The sequence below is a fragment of the Planctomycetia bacterium genome, assembly GCA_034440135.1.
Classification (GTDB): Bacteria; Planctomycetota; Planctomycetia; order Pirellulales; family JALHLM01; genus JALHLM01.
Genome location: JAWXBP010000256.1, coordinates 55,422 through 75,897, shown reverse-complemented (window position 1 = coordinate 75,897; position 20,476 = coordinate 55,422). Strand labels below are relative to the sequence as shown.

The window sequence follows — 20,476 nt, the reverse complement described above, 5'->3', positions numbered from 1 at the left end:
GTTTTTCGCCGCCATTCTTTTCCTGTTGGTCGTCGTTTTTCTGGCCCTGCTCTCCGTCGCGTGGCTCACGTTCATCTGGCTGGCCGCCTTGTTTCGCCTGCGGCTGTTTTGGATCCTTCGGTTGCTGTGCGCCCTGGTCGTCGGGCGGCGACTTCTCGCCGCTGCCGTCGTTCGGCTTATGGTTCGGACCCTGCTTCTCGGCCGGATCGCGCGGCGGGAGGAGCGTCACTTTCAGTTTCGGCGTTTCCGCCAGATTCGCCTTTGGCTGGCGATTATCGGCCGCCTCGCCCCAGATGAGGATCGTCTCGCCGGCGTGAAAACCATGTTCGCCGGCGACGAAACTAATCGGTTGCGACGTCCACTTGTCGGACTTCGGTTCCTTGAGCAATGCCGATTCCCAGGGGCGCTGCTCGGCGGCTTTCTCCGTATCGACCGCCGCACGGAGCGTCACTTTGGCCAGATCGAAATCCCGATCCCCCGCTGAGAACGCCATCTCCAGCGGTTCGTCGATCGGCAGCTCACGTGGCACGTCGACTTCCCGCGGTGCTTCCCAGGCGATTTCCGGCGTCAGGTCCGGGGTGACTTCGATCTGGTAGCGAATCGGCTGCGGATTCTCGAAGCCGTCTTTGTTTTTGAATCGCAATAAATAATTCGGATGTGTCGGCGTGCGCCGGTCTTCCTGTAACGCCAGCACGAAGTTCACGCCTGCCTCGCGCCCTTCGGCTTGCATCGACGCGTCGCGGCGACCGTCGCTGCCAAGGTCCAGCCAGGCCTGGTCAATCTCTTGATTCGCCTTCGCGCGCACGACGACGCGCGTGCCTTCCAAGGCGCTGATATCGCCTTGTCCTTTGAGCGAACGGTTCGGCAATCGCGTGTAGTCGGGATAGTCGTATTCGAGCGATTCGATCTCGATCGTCGGCGCGGCGAGCACCGTGATGCGAAACGGCCCCGCGATGGCGTCGCCTGCCGTCAGCGTGTAGTCGACCGATTGCTGCAAACCGCCGCCGACCGCCGCGGCGAGCGTGCCGGCGGGCAGGATGATGTCAGCGTTGCGCTCGCGCGCTTCGAGCGTGAGCGCTTGATTCTCCGCCGCGCCATCCGCTGTGGTGAAGTGCAGGACGATTGGCTCGCTGGCGACGTAACCGCGATTGGTGACGCTGCCGGCGATCTTCACCTTCTGACCATAAAAGGCCTCGGCGTTGCCGCCGGTGAATTTCCGCCCGGTTTCGACGACTTCGACTTGCAGGTTTTCGATTTTGAATCGTGTGGGACGATCGATCGACGCCCAGGGGAGCATGACTCGCGCGGCCGAGCGCAAGGGATCCTTCGGCGAGAGCATGATGTACAGCGCTGACACCACGACGGCGCCAAGCAGCACCAGCGCGAAACGCACCAGCGGTGTGCGATCTAGCGATTGTTCGACCGGCGTGGCGGCGAGGCCATTGGCGGCCTGCGTCTGCAGCGCATCGCGAACCAACTCCGGCATGACGTGCGTTTCGTTCCGCAGCAGCAGGAAATTCACCAGGCTGTTTTTCAGTTGCGGGCGGCCGCGTTCGATTGTGTGCGCGCTATACACCGGGCTGATCCGATGCAACAACAGCGGCGCCACACGCCGAGCCAGAAACCAACCGCTGCCAGCCACGAGTCCCAGGAGCGCCAGCCAACGCCCCCACAAACCGAGGCCGCTGGCAAATAGCCAATGATCGGCGGCCGCGGCCAACATCAAGTAGACCAGCGCCACGGCCAGCCAGCCCATCAGGCCGCTGGCGATATCAATCCCGCGCACTTGGCGCGCCGTCTTCGTGAGTTGACGGTCGATGAAGCGGCCGTACTCGACGAGCTCGTGCTCCTGCTCCGCGCGGCGCGGGGGCGCATTCGTGGTGGCGGATCCGGTTGCCATAAGTAGCTTCCTCTTCGGGGCGCCGTCGGTCGTCGGGCGATTCCACGTTCCCGCACTTGATTATAGACGGCAAACCCCGGGGTATCGCCTCCGGAAGCCGCGCCTTTTTCATCCGCGCGACTGTGGGAGGCGTCTCCGACGCCGATGGAGAGGACGCCGCAGCCCAATCGGCGTCGGAGACGCCTCCTACAGGCCGTTCCACAGGGCTTCTGCAGGTGTCCGGGTCAGCGGCGACGTGCTTTTATCGCCCTGCTTCGTGCGGAATTGTTGCCGTAATGGATAAAACTGGAACAATCGAATCAGGGACAGCGTCGGAGAGTTGGGGAAACAGCGTTGCGGAATCGCCTCAACGCTGTGGGTGAAATTGGGGAGTTCCGGCAACAATCTCGCCGACTCGCGTCCGTCGGGGCAGGCTCACGCGTGGCGCTAACTCGCGTCTTCTCTTGCGCTTGCGCCGATCGGACTTGGTCGCAGCGAAGGGCGGCATTGGAAGTGCTTTTCCAGTTCGCCGAAGTCGCCACGCACGTCGCGTGGAGAACACGCCGGACGACGTCGTCCCCCCTTCTGTCGCTGGAGAGGATGCACCTTGCGAAAGCCGCACCGCAAAACGCTCGTCAGCCGAAAAGCTCCTCCACGTCGCCGCCCCATGTCGGAGGGCCTGGAGTTGAATCACTTCGATGAGGCCCCGGCAGCGGGGCGCTTCGACGCGGTGGCGCACCTGGACGAGTTGGAGCCGATCGACGACGAGATCGAGCCGATCGCGCACGACGATGCGCCGGCGCCGGTGGCGGCGGAACGCGAGGTCGAAATCGATCACGACGACGAACCGATGGACGCCGACACCGGCGACGATCGGATCGACGACCCGGTGCGTATCTACTTGATGCAAATGGGTTCGATCCCGTTGCTCACGCGAGCGCAGGAAATCGATTCCGCGAAAGAGATTGAGCGTTCACGCCGGTCGTATCGGCACGCGATGTTGGCCGGTGATTTTCTGCTTCGCGGGGCGGTGACCTTGCTGGAAAAAGTCCGCGACGGCAAGCTGCGGCTCGACCGCACGGTCGACGTCTCCGTCACGAACGCCGTCGAAAAGCGCCAGATCATGGCGCTCTTGGGACCGAACCTGGCCACCTTGACGCATCTGTTGCGAGCCAACCGGCGCGATTTCGCCAAGGCCGTCAGCAAATCGACGTCGCTCGCCGAACGCCGCACCGCGTGGCGCCGCCTGGTCCGTCGCCGCTACAAGGCGGTGCGCCTGGTCGAGGAACTCGGCTTGCGTACGCAACGCCTGCAACCGCTGATGGAAGGGGCCGGACAGATCTCCCGCCGGATGCAGCAACTCCGCGGCGAAATCGATCGGCTCCGCGCCGAAGGCCACGGCGACGCCGAATTGGCCGCGTCGCGGCGCGAACTGCGCCAGCTCATGCAACTCACCATGGAAAGCCCGACCACGCTTCGCAAACGCGTCGAACGCGTGACGAAGCTGCAGTACACCTACGACGCGGCGAAACGCGTGCTGTCGGCCGGCAACCTCCGACTCGTCGTGTCGATCGCCAAGCGTTATCGCAACCGCGGGATGAGCTTCTTGGACTTGATTCAAGAAGGCAACACTGGCTTGATGCGAGCGGTCGATAAGTTCGAACACGCACGCGGCTACAAGTTCTCGACGTATGCTACGTGGTGGATTCGCCAGGCGATCACCCGGGCGATCGCCGACCAAAGCCGGACGATCCGGTTGCCGGTCCACATGATCGAAACGATGAGCCGCGTTCGCACCGTGACCCGCGACCTGTTGCAAACCACGGGGCGCGAACCGAGCGTCGAAGAAACCGCCTTCGCGGCCGGACTATCGTTGGAAGAAACCCGCTGCGTGATGAAGATGACGCGGCAGCCGTTGTCGCTGGACCAACCGGTCGGCGATCACGACGATAGCTTCTTCGGCGAATTCGTCGAAGATCACCGCGATATCGACCCGCTGCGCGAAATGACGCAGCAATTGCTCAAGCAACGCATCGCCGACGTGCTCAACGAGTTGAACTACCGCGAACGAGAAATTCTCCGCTTGCGTTACGGCCTCTCGGACGGCTACTCGTACACGCTGGAAGAAGTCGGGCAAATCTTCAGCGTCACCCGAGAACGCGTCCGCCAGATCGAAGCCAAGGCGGTCCGCAAGCTCCAGCACCCGATCCGGGCAAGATCACTGGCGAGCTTCATTGACGAAGCGGAGAGTGCGTAGGCCGCGGGAGCGGAATGACGAAGTTCTAAATTTGAATGTCGAATCAAATTTGAATGACGAATGTCGAATGCATTGAAGTCTGACGACGTCCCTTGAGAAAACAAAACGGCTTCGCGCATTTCTCGTTGTGGCATGGTCTCCCGACCATGCCACGGGCCCGACCGAAGGTCTCCATTGCTCGACATCGCGACTCGCACCGTGGCACGGTCGGGAGACCGTGCCACAACGACGTTTGTCGGACCAAATCCATTCGTCATTCAGGCATTTGAATTTGATTCGACATTCAGATTTAGAAATTCGTCATTCCCGCATCGCCGTTTCGACGGCCACGCGCATCTTCTCCAGGCCTTCTCGCAGGACCTCGTCCGGGTCGCGGCGCCAGTATTCGCGGTTGAAGACTTCCAGCGAGAGCGCGCCGCGGAAGCCGATTTCGTGGAGCGTACGGAGGATCATCGGCAGCGGCGCCACGCCGTCGCCGGGGAAGACGCGATCCGCGTCGACGATCTTATCGCGCGACAGGTCGGGATAGTCGTTCATGTGCAGGCAGTGCATGGCGGCGCCGTTCAATAGCTTCAACGAGGCGGGATCGGAACCGCCTTTGTAGATGTGATAGACGTCGGCCAGAATGCTCGCCTGCGGGTGGGCCGCTTCGATGGCCACGTACGCCACTTCGCCCAGGCGGCTGAGCGTCTTGGAGAAACCCCACAGCTCCAAGAGCGGTGCCACGCCGGTCTGATCGCCGACTTCCAATAGCGCGCGATAGCGGCGCGCGATCTTGGCCAGGTCGGTGTCTTGAACATCCGTAGCGCCGACCGGCGGCGCGGCGATTCGCTTGCCGCCAATTTCGGCGATGATCTCCATCGCCCGCTTCGTGTCCTCCAGCGCCGCAGCGCGCTTCGCGTCGTCGTCGACAATCCAGGCAGTAAACGCGATCCCACTTTCGACGGTCAGGCCCAGGTCCGCAATGCGTTTGCCGAGATCCTTGAGCGACCCGCCCGCATCGCGGTACTTGGTCAGCTGATCAACCCACGGCTCCAGCGAATCGAAGCCGACCTTGGCGGCCAGTTCGATTTCCCGCTCGATACCGAGTTCCTGCCCGCGAATCGTGCTGGTGTTCAAACAAAGCTTAAACGGCTTCTCGGCCGTCGCAGCGGCGGGCGCGGGAGCATCCATGGCAAACACCTGATCACGAGAAATCGCCGCCCCGGCCACACCGGCGACGGCCAGGGACTGGAGAAGTTGACGGCGGGAGACTTGGGAGGCGTTTTGTGGCACAGGTGAGTGTCCCGCTATGCGGTCGGAGGGCTCGAATCGTATGGCAACGTCGCCACGACATTGTGATTCGCGTGCGAGCCGGCAACAAGTCGGCCGCTTGCGCCGTCCGGCGTGCTATTCCGTGTCCGACGCAATACCCTCAGAAGCGATCTCCGCGGCGCTGGCCGCTCCACTGCGAAACTGCTCGAAAATTACCATCCAGATCACCATTCCAACGGCAGACGAGATCGCCAGCGCCACCGCTGCCCCGGCGGCTTGCCAAAAAGGGATCAGGGCCACGAGGGCGACGACTTGCGCGGCCAGCGTGATCCACGAGAGCCGGACTACGCTCTTCAGCGGCGCGAATTTAAGACCGATCGGCCGCATTAAGGCGCGGACCGAAGCGCAGCCGTTGGCGATCGCCATCCAGTGATAGAACTTCAGCGTCTCCGGTGCGTCGAGCGGATAGAGGTATTCGGCCAGCCAGCGGCCGACGATGTACGAAGTCAGCCCGACGGCGAGCGCGAGGCCGAGCGTCGTGGCGAGATAAATCCGCCCGCGGCGGCCGTGCAGATCAAAAGTCTTCTTGCCAGAGATCAGGCTCAGCACCGCCTGACCCAGGTGCGTGATGGGCGTCAGGAAGGCATACCCGACGCCGGCGGCATAAAACGCGGGCACCGCGTTCTGGCCGGCCATCGCGCCGAGCAGGATGATCGGCAGATAAACCTGCGCGCTGTCGATGGCCACCATCAGACTCCCGGCCGGCGCTTGTTTCAATAACTCCTTCGCGCAACCCCAATCCCAGCCCCGCCCACCGGCGAGGACGTCGCGATTGAAAAAGCCGGTCATCAGCATCGGGATCAGCGTGCTGGAGAAATAAATCAAAGCGATGAGCAGGATGTCGCGGGTGGGGAAGAAAATCGCCGCGGCGCTGAGGATCACGCCTTCCACGGTGCGGAGGATGAAGATCTGCCGCACGCGGCGCTGCACGCGCAGCCGCACCGTGATCACGAGATCCAGCGACCGCGCGATCGCAAATCCGATAAAGGGCAGAAACAACGCCTCGGCGTGGCGCCACACAAACGGTTTGCCGAAGTAACAAGCCACGACGCTCACGCAGCACATCACCGCGCACGTCATCACGGACGTCAACAGGAGCGCCGTGCGCATCCGGATGCGCACCTCCTCGTCGGTTTGTTTGACCAGGTCGCGCAGGAAGGGAATCGAGAACCCGTTGGCCACGATGTTTCCGAACATATACGCCAACGAGCGTACCCAGATGAAACTGCCAAAGGGGACGGCGCCCAAGCGCTGGCGGAGAATCGGGCAGGCGATGAGGCGATCGAGCACCAGCGGCATCGCCAGGGCCGCGACCGTCCAAGCCGTGTAACCGCCAAGTCGAATCACGCGGCGGCGCGTGGTTTCCTTGACGGGCGGGACCGAAGGAGCGTCGGGCACGGCACCGGATGGCTGCACGGGTTCCGCGGCGGTCGAGGAAGTCATGCGCGGAGACCTAGCCGCCGCGCGGCTTCAATTTGCGGGCCACCGTCGGCATCGCCAACGCGGGACGCCAGGCCATCATCATCGGCCATTGCGTTTGGCTAACTGCGACCGGTTGCGGCGCCAGCATGTATTGGAAGAGTCGCGATACCAGCCACGTGACGCCGAGCACCACGATCGGCCCCGTTTGCGAGCCTCGCGTGAAGTGGAAAATCCACGCGCCGCTGGATGCTAGTACCATCAACGACGCCAGCGACGTGTACCGCTCCTGGGCGAAGAAAAAGCCCAGCACGATCATCCCCAGCACGCCCCAGGGACCGAAGTTGATGTGTAAGTCGCCCACCAGCCCGGCGGGAATCGTCACGCCCTTGGCGCGCAATCGCGGATCGAGCACGCCGGCGAAGATGCGTTGCGAAGTCTCGGGCTTGTCCGGCCAGATGAACCGCGGGATCGGCGTCAGAAACAAGCGATACACCGACAGCCCATTCAGATATTCATGCTCCGAAGGGAATTTCTGCACGGCCATGCGGCACATATAAGCGACGGCAAAGTCGCCGGCCGCGAACGTCTTTTCTGCGATTTTTTCGGCGCTCTCCGACGAGAAGTCGTACTGGCCCGTCGCGTACATCGCCCGCACCCAGCGGATGGAGACCGCCATCACGGCAAGTGCGGGGATCATCACGAGTGCCGTCATCCGTACGTACGAGGGGATATGGCCCAACAGCGGACGTCCCTTGAGCGTGACAAATAAGTAGCTGGATAACGCACCCAGCAAATACCCCTGCGCCACTGCAACGGGCGCCTGCCGCACGCGGAACAGAAGGAAATGCAAGACCAAGAGCGCGGCCAACGGAATCAGGAACATCGCCTGTTTCGCCGGGCGCTTCAGCGCGATCAGGAACCCCGCGAACGGCAGGCTGAACGAGGCATAACGCGCGATCAGGAAGAAGATGCTATGCTCGCCGCCGATGGCGATATCGGTCTTCTGCATGTCGAACGCGCCGCGGCTCGCATCGAGGCTGCCGACGCCCAGAATTTGCACGCAACTGGCGATCAAGTAGATCCCCAGGGCGATCACGATCACGATGTCGACGCGTCCCTCGGCGATTTCGACCGGCTGCACGTTGCAGAGGTCCTTCTTGGTCCAGCGCAGCCGGTAAGCGCCGACGATGAACAAATCGAGTCCGACCATCATCAGCACGTTGGAGAGATACAGCGCTTCCTCCGTGCTGTCCAAATCAATCCAGCCCGCGAGAATCGCGAACGGATTGATGAAATACATCGGCGCGTAGCCCAACAACACGATGGCTGTGAGCGGCTGCGTGGCCTTAAGTTTCCACGCGTACCAAACGGCCAACAGGGAGTGCAACACCAGCAGCGTGCCGTGCATGGCGGCCGAGTACGTCAGCAGGCCGCCCAGGGCGAGAATGAGCAGTACGAACTCCACGCGGTGACACTCCGGGATGCCGACGAAGGATGCCTTGCCGGGCGTGCCGGCGACTGGGATTGCCGCGAGAACCGCCCAAATGTAATATCCCCGCCGCTATCCAGGGTGTCAACGAATGCGTCCGAGGATGCGGCGGATTCGTCGTCTCGTATGCTACGCGACCGGAAGGCAACGGGTTTGCGGTTTTTTTGCATTCTGCCAGCCGTGCGTCCGGCGTACGCCGAGGAATTTGCCTGAGCGGCAATTGTGACCTATTAGTTGATAGCGGACGATCTGAACTGTCGCCCGTCTTGTCACAGTTTTCGCACGATATCACTTGATATCGCGTTCCGTGTCGCGAAGGAACCGGAACTCCTTCGCGGGACCCCCATTCGTTGACGGCGGCGCTACGCGCAATCGCGACTTCCCGGACGACCGTGCCAGGTCATCTAGCACGACTGTCCGCCGCGATCGGCATAGCGACGCCCATGACGCCAGCGGAGCCACGCACCTTCGGAAATAACTATGGGGACCACGCGCCGTACGCGAGCAGGCATCCGCCCTGACAGTGTTCAACGCCGTATGGAGGCGCTTGAACCACGGGAAATGTTGTCGGTCGCCCCGGGGGAACCGGAACCGGCGGCGGATATCTCGGAAGGGGCATGGGTCAAGCGCCTCTATCTCGACGTCATGGGTCGTCCGGCCGCCAACGCCGAAACCGACTATTGGACCGACCGGTTGGGCGCCGGGGTCACGAAGACCTCCATTGCGCTGTCGCTGATCAACTCCCGCGAGCGGCGCGCGGCGGCCGTCGACGACTACTATCAAAAAGTCCTGGGTCGGAACGTCGATCCCTCGGGCCTGGAATTCTGGCTCAACGTCTGGGACGCCACCGGCGGCCCAGAGGTCGTCCGTGCGTCGCTGATCGGCTCCGGCGAATACTTCCACAAGGCCGGCGGCACCAAACAAGGCGCGATTCAATCGCTCTACAACGATCTCTTGCGCCGCACGGCCGTCGACTCTGAGGAGAATTACTGGATCGACGTGATGAGCCGCGCGGCGTTGGCCAATGTCGCGTACGGTTTTGTGACCAGCGACGAGTTCCGGCTGCAGGCCGTGGATAGCTGGTATCACGACTACTTGCATCGCGACGTCGATCCGGGAGGCGGGACCTTTTGGGTCGGCCTGATGCGCGGCGGCATGAGCCAGGCGCAGGCGCAAGCCTCCCTGCTGGCAGGCGTGGAATACGCCCGGCAGCCGTACTTCGACGTCCGCGATTTCGGCGCGACCGCCAACAACGGCAGCGACGACACCGCGGCCATTCAAGCGGCCTTCAATGCCGCGGACGCTGCTGGCCACAGCCTGATCTACATTCCCGCCGGCGTGTTCGTCGTCGACAACCTGCGACTGTACGGCGACCATTTGAAGATTAGCGGACCGGGCACGCTCAAGCTGAAGAACGCTTCCGCCAATGTGGGCGTCTTGACGATCGACGGCGACCACAACCTGGTCTCGTACGTCAATATCGACGGCAACAAGGCCGGTCTGCATACCGGCCGCGCCGAAGGACTACGCGTCGTCGGCGACGACAATCGCATTTTCCGCGTGCAGGTATCGAACACCTATATGGCCGAAGACGGAATTTCCGAAGCGTCCGGCCAAAACTTTGTCGTATTTGGCACGGGCAATCGCCTCACGGAAACGCGCTCGATCAGCGCCGGTCACTCTGGCTACCGCCAGGTTGGCGACAATGCGATGTACCGCGACATCGTCTCGTTGAATGCGCGCGTGAAAGGCTTCAACGCCTCGGGCAATGGGCTCAGCTTCACAGTCGACGGCGGACGCTTCGAAACGAATGCCGCGGAACACTGGCTGGGCGTGATCAGTTTCCAGATCGATCCCGGACCGGGAAACCAGCTCGAGCGCGTGGTGTTGCGAAACCTGGTCGTGAACGGTCCCCAAAACAGTACGCAGGCGACTACCAACGCCGCCAAGATCGTGCTTGTGAACGACCTGTTGATCGAAAACAGCAGGTTTATCAGCACGGCTGACAACCATTCGTCGCTACGCTTCGCCGAGGGCATGGGCAGGGTCACGATGCGCAACGTTTACTTGAATCGCAATCTGTTCATGCAGCAAGAGACGCACGACGGCTCGGGCCTCGAAGACCCCATGGAAGAACTGTACATGGAGCGAGTCGCCATCGGCGACGGCGGCTATTCCCCGGCTTACGCGATGGAACGCATCAAGGTCGGCAAACTGACGATGGTCGATTGCCGGATCGTCGGCTTCTGGGGCGCCGGCATCGACTGGCAAGCGGCCAACAACGGGTACACGCGAATCGACGTCAGCAACACGTACTTTGAAGGCGACCATCCGACGCGCACGACCTACGACATCATGACCAACGGCGACGGCCTGCTGAATCCCGTCAAGATGACGTGGAACAATGTTCAACGCTTGAACACGGGCGGCGGCGCCGCGGCGCAAAAGCCGTGAGGAAGTGGGAAGTAGGTGGAGTAGTAAGTAGGTGGAGTAGCGGCAGAATGTGCTGCTTCGCAATCACTGAAAACTGACCACTGAGAATTTCAAACTCCCACCATCATTTCTTCGGCAACTTCTCCTCCACTAGTTTCACGAACCGCTCCCATTCCGGCGGCGTGAAGAACGACAGTGGGAAGATATCGAACTGGTTCACGGCATGGGCCGACGACAGGATCGCGAGATCGTCGTCGCAGACGCGATATTGCGTGTAATTGGTCCACCGCATCAGAATGTAGGCGGACGGCCGACTGACTTCGATCACTTCCCGAGTGAATCGCAGCGAGACGGGCTCGTCTTTGATCAACCGTGCTCGCCAGGCCTTGCGAAACCGGGCGGTCTGTTGCGACAGCAACAGCGCCACGCCGGCGCCCACCACCAGAATCAACGGCAATCGGGCCAGCAGGAACCCTCGCCAACCGGCGCCGCCGCCCAGCGGGAGCATCGTCCAAAATAATCCGCCGTAGACGGCGCCGACCAGCAGGACGACGAGGCGTCCGAACAAGAACCGCCAACGATAAACGCGCCGCACAGCGCGCAAGTAGTCGCGCTCCGAAAGCACTCCCTCCGCGTAGATCGGCGCATCGCCATCGTTCGGCTGGCCGAAATCCGCGGCGGCGCGGCGAAACTGCTCGCCAAACACCTCCGGCGAAGCATAGGGATTTTCCTGCGGAGACTCCTTGGACATCGCCGTATTCTGTCGGTCCGGCCTGATCCCGACAAGCGGCCGCGAATCTTCGCGCAAGGGCTCGAAGCATCCACGTACGCGGATGCTTCGAGTTTAAACGGTCGCATTGCGACCCGGCCCGCTCTACATTGATGGCGACAATTCTTGGCCGCCGCGACCGGAGAATACGATCAACCGTTGGAACTCCGCGGATTCGCACCCTCAGGAACAGGAGCAAACACTCGATGCACACACGGAACTGGGCGATTACGGTCGTCGTGGGTCTGGGCCTCGCCAGCCTGGCGACACGCGCGCCTGCACAAAACGTTTTTTCGGCCGTCGGACAAAACGCCATCGATATCCAAACGGGTCTGGATGCGTTCCGCGCCGACCTGGGACCAATCCAAGCCGGCCCCAGCACGGGTCTTGGACCGAACAATCGCCGCGAGGTGAATTGGGACGGCGTCCCTGATGCGTTTTCCTCCGGCGGCGCCAATGCCTTTCCAGGCGACTTCTTCAACCTGGCGACCGGCAACGCGGCCGGACGCATCCGCGGAATTCAATTCACGACGTCCGGCACGTTCGAAGTCAGCGCCGACAGCGATTCCGACGGCGACGGCAATCCTGGACCCGTGGAAACCCTATTCGCCAATCGCCATCCGGACAACGACGAGGATTTCGCCGCCTTCAGTGCCGAGCGCATCTTCGGCCTCAACGGCACGAACCTGCTCGACGTGACGTTTAGCTTGCCCGGCTCGCCGGACGTGGCGGCCCTGGTGCGCGGCTTCGGCGCGGTGTTCACCGATGTGGAAGAAGACGGCACGACGAAACTGGAATTCTTCGACTTGGACGACAACCTGCTCGCGACCGAAAATGTGCCCGCGTTTCCGCTCGACGGCGCTGCGGACACCTTCAAGTCGTTCTCGTTCCTCGGCCTGTCGTTCGACGACGCCGTCGTCTCACGCATCCGCATCACCAACGGCTCGCTGGACCTGAGTTTAGTCAGCTTCGGCGCCGGCAACGACGCCGTGGCAATGGACGATTTCATCTACGGCGAACCGATCGCCGTACCGGAACCGGGCACGATTGGATTGCTGCTCGTGGGCGGAGCGGTATTGACGGTCGCGCGCCGTCGCCGCGCGCTGTAGGGCGGGCCGCGCCCGACAGTCAACAAGATTGTCTTGTCCATGGCGAGCGCTAGACGTACCGATGCAATCTAGAATAGCGTAAGGCCCGCCGGGGCAGGTCGGCGGGCCTTACGTGTTTGTGGTCAACCCGATGCGGGGTTCGCCAAAGCGAGTCAATACAAACGACGTTCCGCCCGGCGTTGCTCGCCCTACGCTCAGCGATTCAATTTGCGCAGCAGCCAGTCAATGCCGGCCAACGCATACATCCCGGCGCCCACCAGAAGCATGTTCCCGATCGCGATCGCCATGAGCGAAAGCCCCAACGGAACCACTGCGGGCGAGATGCCCAACCACGCTCCCCACGGCGTGGCGAATAGCAGCGCCGCGGCGAACATGAGCAGGAAGATCGCTTTGAGGCTGAAACGCATACGCTCTCGGTGAGTCCGATCAACAACACGCCTGAATCATTGTCAGAACTTAATCGCCCCCGTCGAGCGGCCGATTCTATACCTCCGGCCGTGATGCGAGACGTCGCCTCGAGCATTCTGGGCAAAAAACGCCATCGTCAAGAATTCTCCAGCCATCCGTTCGAACAGCCTCTGCGACGAGCACCGACCATCGCTCAACGCGCTCTTCGCCTTCGCCCTCGACTCTATCCCAGAACCATTGAAAATCGACGCGGCGGTCGCAGCAGTCGCACGCGCAGTCAATTGCAAAGTACAGATGCGAATGCCAAGGGTCGGTCAGGTCGAAGCTCGTCGGTTCCATACACTTCGATTCTACCTATCCGCGCAAGAAAAAGCCCCACCGGACGGTGAGGCTTTATTGGAAAACAGGTTTACAACGGGCGAAAGGCTACTCCAGCGCCGCCGCTTCCACCGGCACGGTGTCCACGAGGAAACCTTCCAGGTGTTTGGCCCGCACCGGGTGCTGGAGCTTTTTCACCGCTTTGGCTTCGATCTGTCGCACGCGTTCGCGGGTGACTTTGAAGATGCGGCCGACTTCTTCCAGCGTGTAGGTGTAGCCGTCGCCGAGACCGTAACGGAGGCGGATGATTTCCCGCTCGCGGTACGTCAAGGTTTTCAGCAACGCTTCGATTTTATCGCGCAGGATTCCGTTCGAGGCCGACTTGAGCGGGCTTTCGGTGTGGCCGTCCTCGATGAACTCGCCGAACGAGCTATCCTCACTCTCGCCCACCGGACGATCGAGGCTCACCGGTTGCCGGCCGATGTTCAACACGCGGCGGGTTTCCTCGACGCTGATATCGGCGGCCGTGGCGGTTTCCTCGGTCGTCGGCTCGCGGCCGAGTTCCTGTTGCAGCCGCTTCGAGACGTTCCGCAACTTGCTCAACACGTCGATCATGTGAACGGGGATGCGAATCGTTCGCGCCTGATCGGCGATCGCCCGGGTGATCGCCTGGCGAATCCACCACGTGGCGTACGTGGAGAACTTGTAACCGCGGCGATACTCGTACTTGTCCACTGCGCGCATCAAGCCGGTATTGCCTTCCTGAATCAGGTCCAGGAAGCTCAGCCCGCGGTTACGGTACTTCTTGGCGATCGACACGACGAGCCGCAGGTTTCCGGAGGAGAGCTCGCGCTTGGCATACTCGTATTCCTGGAACTGCCGGCGCATCAGAGCCACGCGTTCGCGCAATCCCTTCGGACTTTCGCGCGTGATCAGCATCAACTCGCGCAAACGCTTGCGATGGGACAAGCGCTGGTCGCTGGAGCCGACGTCGCTACGCGTTTCGAGTTGCGCGATGCGGGTTTGCAGGTTGTCCATCTCGCGCGAGTATTCGGCGAGTTGCCGCATCAGCACTTGCACGCGCTTGGTGCGGAGCGACAGCTCTTCGACCAGACGGAGTTGCTTGCCTTTGCGACCGAGGAAGCGCCGCCGCGCGGCGATGCGTTCTTGCCGTGGCCGGCGGCGATCGATGAAGATGCGGAACTCCTGTCGGTTCTTGCCCACCAGGTGTTCCAGCGTCCGCAAGTTGTGCGGCATCCGGGCGAGGATTTGTTCCTTGGTCAACTGCTCAGTCAGCGAGACTTTGATCGTGCGATCGAACGGCAGCACGCCGCGGAACACGCGCTCCAACGTCTCGGTCGTCCCCTGCATTGCGTATTCGCAGCCCAACAGCGTGCGGCGGAAGCGCTTACGGGTGACCTCGATTTTCTTGGCCAGCGAGATTTCCTGTTCCCGCGTCAGCAGCGGGATCTCGGCCATCTGCGAGAGATAGAGCCGAATCGGATCGTTGGTCAGTTTCAACGTCGATTCGGTGAACAGCCGCACTTCGGGCAATTCGCCCTTGGCGGCATTGCCCCGCGACGCGTGTTTGTCGCGCGCCTTGGGCAGTTCGTTGATCAGCTCGACGCCCAGGTCTTCCAGGGCGACCAACAAGTTGTCAATCTTTTCGGGACTGACGGCCTCGTCGGGCAGATAAGAGTTGATTTCGTCGTAGGTCAGGTAACCTTGCGCTCGGCCTTTGGCGATGAGCGATTCGAGATCCAGATCGGCGACATCCATGTCGTGCTTTCCTCCCGCGCCCTCATGGCGCTCAGCATGTCGAAGTGCGATCACGGTCACGAGTCGCCGGCTGGGACCAGCGACCGTACGGGGAAACCGCGACCAGCCGTCAACGCATCCTACCCGTCCGTGGGTGCGGAAATGCCCTGGCGACTTCGCCCGCTTTCAATCCTTTGTCGCAACAGTTGCAACCCCCTTTCTTCATCGATGCGGCCCTCGCGCAGCTCATGCACTTGTTGGCGCATGTGCCTGCCTTCGTGCCGGAGACGATAACTTTCCAACACCTGCCGCACTAACTTCGCGGCGTCGGCGTGACTCTTTTTCTGGGCATGCTCGTCCAGGTCGACCAGCACGCTCTTCAATTCCGGTTCCTCGATTTGAATCATCAATTCCGCGAACGAGAACGATCTCCCCGAGGCCACGAGGACGCAGGCCCGCGAGAAAAGTTCACGCAATGGGCCGACGGCGAATTGCTCCGGCCGCACTTCGTGCAGAACCTCGGGCAACGTCTGGGGCGCGACGAGCAGCAACTCCATCAGCTCGCGTTCCCACTCGTCGATATCGCCAAACGCCACGGCGGCTTCCACCGTCGGCGCCTCGGCGACGACGCGCGCCGGGCGCGCGGGTTTACCATGTCGCAACGAGCCAAGCCGCGCCCGTAGCTGCGCTTCCGACACGCCGAAGCGGTGCGAGGCGCGCTGCAGAATGTGTTCTTGCTTGAGCATCGCGGCGCTGCCCACCTCGCCGCTGGCGTGAGGCGATTTTGCCAGCGTGGTCAGCAAATCTTCGAGCGCGGCCTGCACTTCGTGCGTGCCACGACCGGAAAGGCCTGCCGCGACGACATTGAATTTGTGTTCTACCGCGTCGATGGCACGCTCGATTTGTTCTTGGAACGCCGGGGCGCCTTGCTGGAGCAAAAAGTCGCAGGGATCGAGCTCGCCGGGCAAGGTCAGTACGCGGAGATCGATCTGCTCACCCATGAACAAGTCGAGAATCTCGTTGGCCCGTTTGCGACCCGCTTCATCCCCGTCGAGCACCAACACGATGCGGTCTGCGAAGCGTTTGAGCAAGCGGACGTGGCTTTCGCCCAGAGCCGTGCCGAGCACGGCGACGGCGTTCTGGAAGCCGCATTGGTGCGCCACGACGACGTCGGTGTAGCCTTCCATCACCAGCGCGGTACGCGATTTGGTGATCGACTCCCGTGCCAGGTCCAGCCCGTAGAGCAATTGGCTCTTCGAGAAGAGCGGCGTCTCGGGCGAATTGATGTATTTGGCGGTCTTGTCGGCATCCGGACCCGGCAACACGCGTCCGCCCAGGCCGACGGGACGGCCCTGCGAATCGCGGATCGAAAACAGCATGCGGTTCCGGAACCAATCGTAGTGGCCGCCGCCGCCTTGACGGGCGCGGACCAGTCCGACGCGTTCCAACTGCGCGGAACTGAATCGCGTATCGCGCGATTGCGTGAGCAGCCAGTCCCATTCTTCGGGAGCGAAGCCGAGCTTGAATCGGTCAATGCTCTCGGGCGTGATGCCACGACCCTCGAAGTAGTCGCGACCGATTTGCGCAGAGGATGATTTCAGCAAGCAATCGTGATAGCGCTGCTCGGCCCAGGCCATGATCTGCAGCAGCGTCTTCTTGTCGTCGGACGAAGGGCCGCTGCGGCGGCGCTCCAGCGTGAGGCCGGCCTTCTCGGCGAGGAATTCAAGTGCCTCGGGAAACTCCAGCCCTTCCATCTTCATCGTGAAGCTGAAGATGTCGCCGCCCAGGTTGCAGACAAAGCACTTGTAGCTTTGCCGCTCCTGATTGACGAACAAGCTCGGCCGACTGTCGTCGTGCCAAGGGCAGAGGCACTTGAAGTGGCGTCCCTCGCGGCGCAACGGGAGGTAGCCGCCGACGAGATCGACAATGTCGATCGCCTGCCGCACCCGTTCCCGATCATCCGTGGAGAGGGACACTCGCAACTGCTCCTTCAGGCAACGGCTGGCTGGCCGCTAGAAAGTATGAATGACGAACCGTGAACGTAGCGACGCCGCCTACTCGCTACTTCACCTACTCCCTCGCAACTTCAAACTCACGCCAGGACTTCCCTGTGCGGGCGGGGATTATAGTGCGATTGGTCGGCAGGGTCAATCACGAACGCGGCCTTTAAAGCCGTGTCGCAACGCGATGCGGGGCAACGACTTGCGGATGCCTTGAACGGGACGAACAAACCTGCTACTGCTTGATGCGAATGTTGCGTAGCGGGCGATCGGTGACCTTCACTTGAACGGTTTGACGCTCCGCGCCGCGGATGATTTCGGCCGGAACGACCGTGTCAATCGGCGTTTCGGCGACAAGTTGCCCGAGGTCGCGCGGGCTGGCGACTGGCTTGCCGCCCCAGGAAACCACGATGTCGTTTCGCTCGATCTTCGCCAGGTCGGCGGGAGAGTTCATCACTACGTTGGTGACGAGTGACCCGTCCGGCTTGTCGAGTCCGGCGGACTTGGCGTTCTCCGCGGTGAGCTTGGCCATTTCCACGCCGAGCCAGCCGCGGACCGCTTTGCCGTTGGCTTTGATTTGCTCGTAGACTGACTTCGCAATGTCGCTCGGAATGGCGAAGCTGATCCCCTGATAGGCGTTGCCGACGATTGCCGTGTTGATGCCGACGATTTCACCCTTCAAGTTCACCAGCGGCCCGCCGCTATTGCCGGGGTTCACGGCCACGTCGGTTTGAAGAAAATCCTGCGTGGCGGAGCGATCGACGAACTTCTTTCGCTTTGCACTGAGAATGCCGGCCGTGACCGTGCGGTCCAAACCAAACGGCGCCCCTACGGCGACCAGCCAGTCGCCAACTTCCATCGCGTTGCTATCGCCCCAAGCGGCGGCGACCAGGTTGCCGGCGTCGACCTTGAGCACGGCGAGATCGGAGAACTCGTCGATGCCGACAATGGTGACATCCTCCGGACCGATGATGCGATCGTCGCTTAAGACCACCGAGATCTGCTCGGCCCCCGAGATTACGTGGTGGTTGGTGAGAATGTATCCAGAGGCGTCAACGATCACGCCCGAACCCTCGCCGCTCACTTCAAAGTCGGGTGGAAGCGTGAGACGCGGCGGATCGCCGGTGCTTGAGATCTCCGGCCTCCGACTCGTATTGATATGTACGACGCTGGCCTCCATCCGCAGCGCCACCCACTTAAAGGCCTCGGCTGGGTCGGCGATCTTGTCGTACTTCGCCAGATGCGTCTCGGCCACTTCGGCCTGCGCGCGGAGCCGGCCGCGGGTGAGCGAGTATTGCACGTTCTCTAGGAGCCGCGGCATCGCCACCAGCGCGACGAGCGTGGCGAGAATCAATAGCAATCGAGACATCACCAGGCCGGGATACCGCGCGGGCGCCGGAGGCGGCGGGCTCGACGCCGGCAGCAGAAATCGATCCGCGGACACGTCGTGCGACGGGGAATCGTCTTCAGGAAACATGCCGGCTCCGATCAGATGGCCGAAAGAGCGAGTGCGTGCATTATAGGCAATCGCGGCGAAACGTGACAGAATAAGGCGCAAGTGATTTGCGCGTTGTGCGTTACGTCGACTTTGCGGACACTTTTCCGACTCTATGACCAAGAAGCGTCCCACGATTCGCTTTCCCGATCCCGAAATCGCCGACCCCGACGGGGAAGGGCTGCTCGGCGTTGGCGGCTGGATCGACGTGGACACCTTGGAAGCGGCGTATCGCGCCGGCATTTTTCCCTGGCCAAGCCAAGAGGGATTACTTGCGTGGTGGTCGCCCGATCCGCGGGCGGTCATCGAGTTGGACGAGTTCCACGTCGCCCGCCGGCTGGCGAGGACCTTTCGGCAAGGGCGATTCGAGCTATCGATCGATCGCGACTTCACCGGCGTGATTGAAGGCTGCGCCACGGCGCCGTATCGCACCGAGGGCACCTGGATCACACCGGAAATGCTGGCCGGATACAAAGCGTTTCACCAGGCCGGCTTCGCGCATAGCGTCGAAGCCTGGCAGGACGGCAAGCTCGCTGGCGGCGTGTACGGCGTGGCAATCGGCGGGATGTTCGCGGCCGAATCGATGTTCTTCCGCGCGCCGGACGCGGCAAAAGTGGCCCTCGTCTATCTCGTGGAACGCTTGCGCGCGTGCGGCTTCACGTTGTTCGACGTGCAGCAGCACAATCCGAACACCGCGCGTTTCGGGGCGAAGGAGATTCCCCGCAAGCAGTTTCTAAGACGCGTGGAGGAGGCCGTGCGATTGAAAGTGCGCTTGAACTGATCAGCGATACAAAATGCGCTGGGTGCCTGGGGCAGGGGCAATGAATGCGCGGTCGCCATGGTCCAAACGCTGGGGATTCGTTGAACTTGTCAACAAATCGCCACGATGCCCCAGCCGGTTCGACGTCGCACATTCCGTCGTTCGCCCCAGCCCCAGGCACCCACGCTTGGTTGCAAAGTGCAGGATCCGAGGCACTAGGCAAGGACCTTCGCGCGCAATTCCGTCAGCAGCCGTACCGCGTGGCCGATTTCCGCTTTTTGGCGTTCCGGCTCCTGCGGGATTTCGCGTTCGATCGTGAGCGGGCCGTCGTAGCCAATTTCCTTGAGCGTCCGCAGGTAGTTTTCCATGCCGACGTCGCCTTCGCCGAGCGGGACTTCGCGGCCCCATTCTTTGCCGGGGTTCGCGGCCCAGGTGCCGTCCTTGCAGTGAATGCTGCGGACGTACTTGCCGACCATGCGGAGCGCCTCGATCGGTTCGCCGGATCCATAGAGGATCATGTTGGCCGGATCGAAGTTGATGTACAGATTGTCGCGCTGTACGTCGCCGATGAACTGCAGCAGCGCGGCGGCCGATTCCTGGCCCGTCTCCAAGTGCAACGCCTGGCCGTTGTTCTTGGCGTAGTCGCACAACTCGCGGGTGATGGCGATGATTTCCTGGTATAGCCCCGCGCCGGCGTCGTGCGGGACGAAGCCCAGATGCAACGCGATCACCGGGCAGCCGAGTAGCTTGGCGAAGTCGGAGATTTCCTTCATCTCCGCCAGTCGCGCCGCGCGGGTTTCCAGTGGCACGAGTCCTACGGTGCGGTCAACCGTCGGGATGTCGGCGTAGCTTTCCCCTTCGAAGCCGCCGAACACGGCCGTCAGTCGAATGCCGTAGTCCTTGAGTTTCGCCAGGAACGCGTCGGCGTTGGCCTTGGTGCGGGTTTGCTGGTGCGGCGCGTGCAACTGAATCGTCGGCACGCCCAACTCGCGCGCGACTTCTAATTTCACGCCAAGGCCAGCGTCAAGGCTGGCAAACACGCCAATGGGCCAACGGTCGGGCATG

Annotated in this window: 14 protein-coding genes; 4 read left to right on the top strand and 10 right to left on the bottom strand. The window is 62.1% G+C overall.

The genetic code is table 11. The annotated features are described in order from the left end of the window. Positions 1–1,900 (bottom strand): DUF4175 family protein (locus SGJ19_16010; GenBank protein ID MDZ4781758.1); only part of this gene is annotated, 1,900 nt, incomplete at its 3' end. A gap of 646 nt (positions 1,901–2,546) precedes the next feature. Between SGJ19_16010 and SGJ19_16005 the strand changes: the two genes are divergently transcribed. Then, positions 2,547–4,136 carry a sigma-70 family RNA polymerase sigma factor gene (locus SGJ19_16005; GenBank protein MDZ4781757.1) on the top strand — a complete coding sequence of 530 codons (1,590 nt, stop codon included), beginning with the start codon at positions 2,547–2,549 and terminating at the stop codon, positions 4,134–4,136. 300 nt (positions 4,137–4,436) lie between these two features. On the opposite strand, the gene SGJ19_16000 is transcribed toward SGJ19_16005, so the two are convergent. The 3 genes from SGJ19_16000 to SGJ19_15990 form a co-directional block, all read right to left on the bottom strand. After that, positions 4,437–5,309 (bottom strand): sugar phosphate isomerase/epimerase family protein, encoded by an 873-nt coding sequence (locus SGJ19_16000; protein ID MDZ4781756.1) that lies wholly within the window; start codon positions 5,307–5,309, stop codon positions 4,437–4,439. 216 nt (positions 5,310–5,525) lie between these two features. Beyond that, a complete protein-coding gene (locus tag SGJ19_15995; protein ID MDZ4781755.1) occupies positions 5,526–6,893 on the bottom strand; it encodes a hypothetical protein in 1,368 nt (455 codons plus the stop codon). Positions 6,894–6,903: 10 nt separating this feature from the next. Then, positions 6,904–8,337, bottom strand: coding sequence for a hypothetical protein (locus tag SGJ19_15990; GenBank protein ID MDZ4781754.1), 1,434 nt, complete (start codon positions 8,335–8,337; stop codon positions 6,904–6,906). Between the two features lie 585 nt (positions 8,338–8,922). On the opposite strand from SGJ19_15990, the gene SGJ19_15985 reads away from it, so the two are divergent. After that, complete coding sequence (locus tag SGJ19_15985; GenBank protein ID MDZ4781753.1) at positions 8,923–10,815, top strand: DUF4214 domain-containing protein; 1,893 nt, start codon at positions 8,923–8,925, stop codon at positions 10,813–10,815. A 103-nt stretch (positions 10,816–10,918) separates the two neighbouring features. On the opposite strand, the gene SGJ19_15980 is transcribed toward SGJ19_15985, so the two are convergent. Next, on the bottom strand, positions 10,919–11,545 hold the full coding sequence (locus SGJ19_15980; protein MDZ4781752.1) for a hypothetical protein: 627 nt from the start codon (positions 11,543–11,545) through the stop codon (positions 10,919–10,921). Positions 11,546–11,769: 224 nt separating this feature from the next. Between SGJ19_15980 and SGJ19_15975 the strand changes: the two genes are divergently transcribed. Beyond that, the gene (locus tag SGJ19_15975; GenBank protein ID MDZ4781751.1) at positions 11,770–12,672 is read left to right on the top strand and encodes a PEP-CTERM sorting domain-containing protein; all 903 of its coding nucleotides are present in this window, start codon (positions 11,770–11,772) and stop codon (positions 12,670–12,672) included. A 194-nt stretch (positions 12,673–12,866) separates the two neighbouring features. Here SGJ19_15975 and SGJ19_15970 read toward each other — a convergent pair whose 3' ends face one another. The 4 genes from SGJ19_15970 to SGJ19_15955 all read right to left on the bottom strand — a co-directional run bounded on the left by SGJ19_15970 (position 12,867) and on the right by SGJ19_15955 (position 18,633). Then, positions 12,867–13,079 carry a hypothetical protein gene (locus SGJ19_15970; protein MDZ4781750.1) on the bottom strand — a complete coding sequence of 71 codons (213 nt, stop codon included), beginning with the start codon at positions 13,077–13,079 and terminating at the stop codon, positions 12,867–12,869. A 427-nt stretch (positions 13,080–13,506) separates the two neighbouring features. Continuing rightward, positions 13,507–15,177 (bottom strand): sigma-70 family RNA polymerase sigma factor, encoded by a 1,671-nt coding sequence (locus tag SGJ19_15965; protein MDZ4781749.1) that lies wholly within the window; start codon positions 15,175–15,177, stop codon positions 13,507–13,509. A 119-nt stretch (positions 15,178–15,296) separates the two neighbouring features. Next, positions 15,297–17,132, bottom strand: coding sequence for a DNA primase (gene dnaG / locus SGJ19_15960; GenBank protein ID MDZ4781748.1), 1,836 nt, complete (start codon positions 17,130–17,132; stop codon positions 15,297–15,299). Positions 17,133–17,391: 259 nt separating this feature from the next. Continuing rightward, on the bottom strand, positions 17,392–18,633 hold the full coding sequence (locus tag SGJ19_15955) for a trypsin-like peptidase domain-containing protein (protein MDZ4781747.1): 1,242 nt from the start codon (positions 18,631–18,633) through the stop codon (positions 17,392–17,394). A gap of 133 nt (positions 18,634–18,766) precedes the next feature. Here SGJ19_15955 and aat point away from each other — a divergent pair, with 133 nt between their 5' ends. Continuing rightward, entirely contained in the window at positions 18,767–19,432 is a 666-nt protein-coding gene (aat, locus tag SGJ19_15950) for a leucyl/phenylalanyl-tRNA--protein transferase (protein MDZ4781746.1), read from the top strand. 194 nt (positions 19,433–19,626) lie between these two features. Here the strand turns inward: aat and SGJ19_15945 are convergent, their stop codons facing one another. Further along, entirely contained in the window at positions 19,627–20,475 is an 849-nt protein-coding gene (locus SGJ19_15945; protein ID MDZ4781745.1) for a sugar phosphate isomerase/epimerase family protein, read from the bottom strand. Between the last annotated feature and the right edge of the window lies 1 nt (position 20,476).

What these genes read in the sequence shown, in the direction of transcription:
- SGJ19_16005 (MDZ4781757.1), top strand. Translation starts at nt 2,547, where the DNA reads ATGTCGGAGGGCCTGGAGTTGAATCACTTCGATGAGGCCCCGGCAGCG.
- SGJ19_16000 (MDZ4781756.1), bottom strand. Translation starts at nt 5,309, where the DNA reads ATGGATGCTCCCGCGCCCGCCGCTGCGACGGCCGAGAAGCCGTTTAAG.
- SGJ19_15995 (MDZ4781755.1), bottom strand. Translation starts at nt 6,893, where the DNA reads ATGACTTCCTCGACCGCCGCGGAACCCGTGCAGCCATCCGGTGCCGTG.
- SGJ19_15985 (MDZ4781753.1), top strand. Translation starts at nt 8,923, where the DNA reads ATGTTGTCGGTCGCCCCGGGGGAACCGGAACCGGCGGCGGATATCTCG.
- SGJ19_15980 (MDZ4781752.1), bottom strand. Translation starts at nt 11,545, where the DNA reads ATGTCCAAGGAGTCTCCGCAGGAAAATCCCTATGCTTCGCCGGAGGTG.
- SGJ19_15975 (MDZ4781751.1), top strand. Translation starts at nt 11,770, where the DNA reads ATGCACACACGGAACTGGGCGATTACGGTCGTCGTGGGTCTGGGCCTC.
- SGJ19_15970 (MDZ4781750.1), bottom strand. Translation starts at nt 13,079, where the DNA reads ATGCGTTTCAGCCTCAAAGCGATCTTCCTGCTCATGTTCGCCGCGGCG.
- SGJ19_15965 (MDZ4781749.1), bottom strand. Translation starts at nt 15,177, where the DNA reads ATGGATGTCGCCGATCTGGATCTCGAATCGCTCATCGCCAAAGGCCGA.
- SGJ19_15955 (MDZ4781747.1), bottom strand. Translation starts at nt 18,633, where the DNA reads ATGTTTCCTGAAGACGATTCCCCGTCGCACGACGTGTCCGCGGATCGA.
- aat (MDZ4781746.1), top strand. Translation starts at nt 18,767, where the DNA reads ATGACCAAGAAGCGTCCCACGATTCGCTTTCCCGATCCCGAAATCGCC.
- SGJ19_15945 (MDZ4781745.1), bottom strand. Translation starts at nt 20,475, where the DNA reads ATGCCCGACCGTTGGCCCATTGGCGTGTTTGCCAGCCTTGACGCTGGC.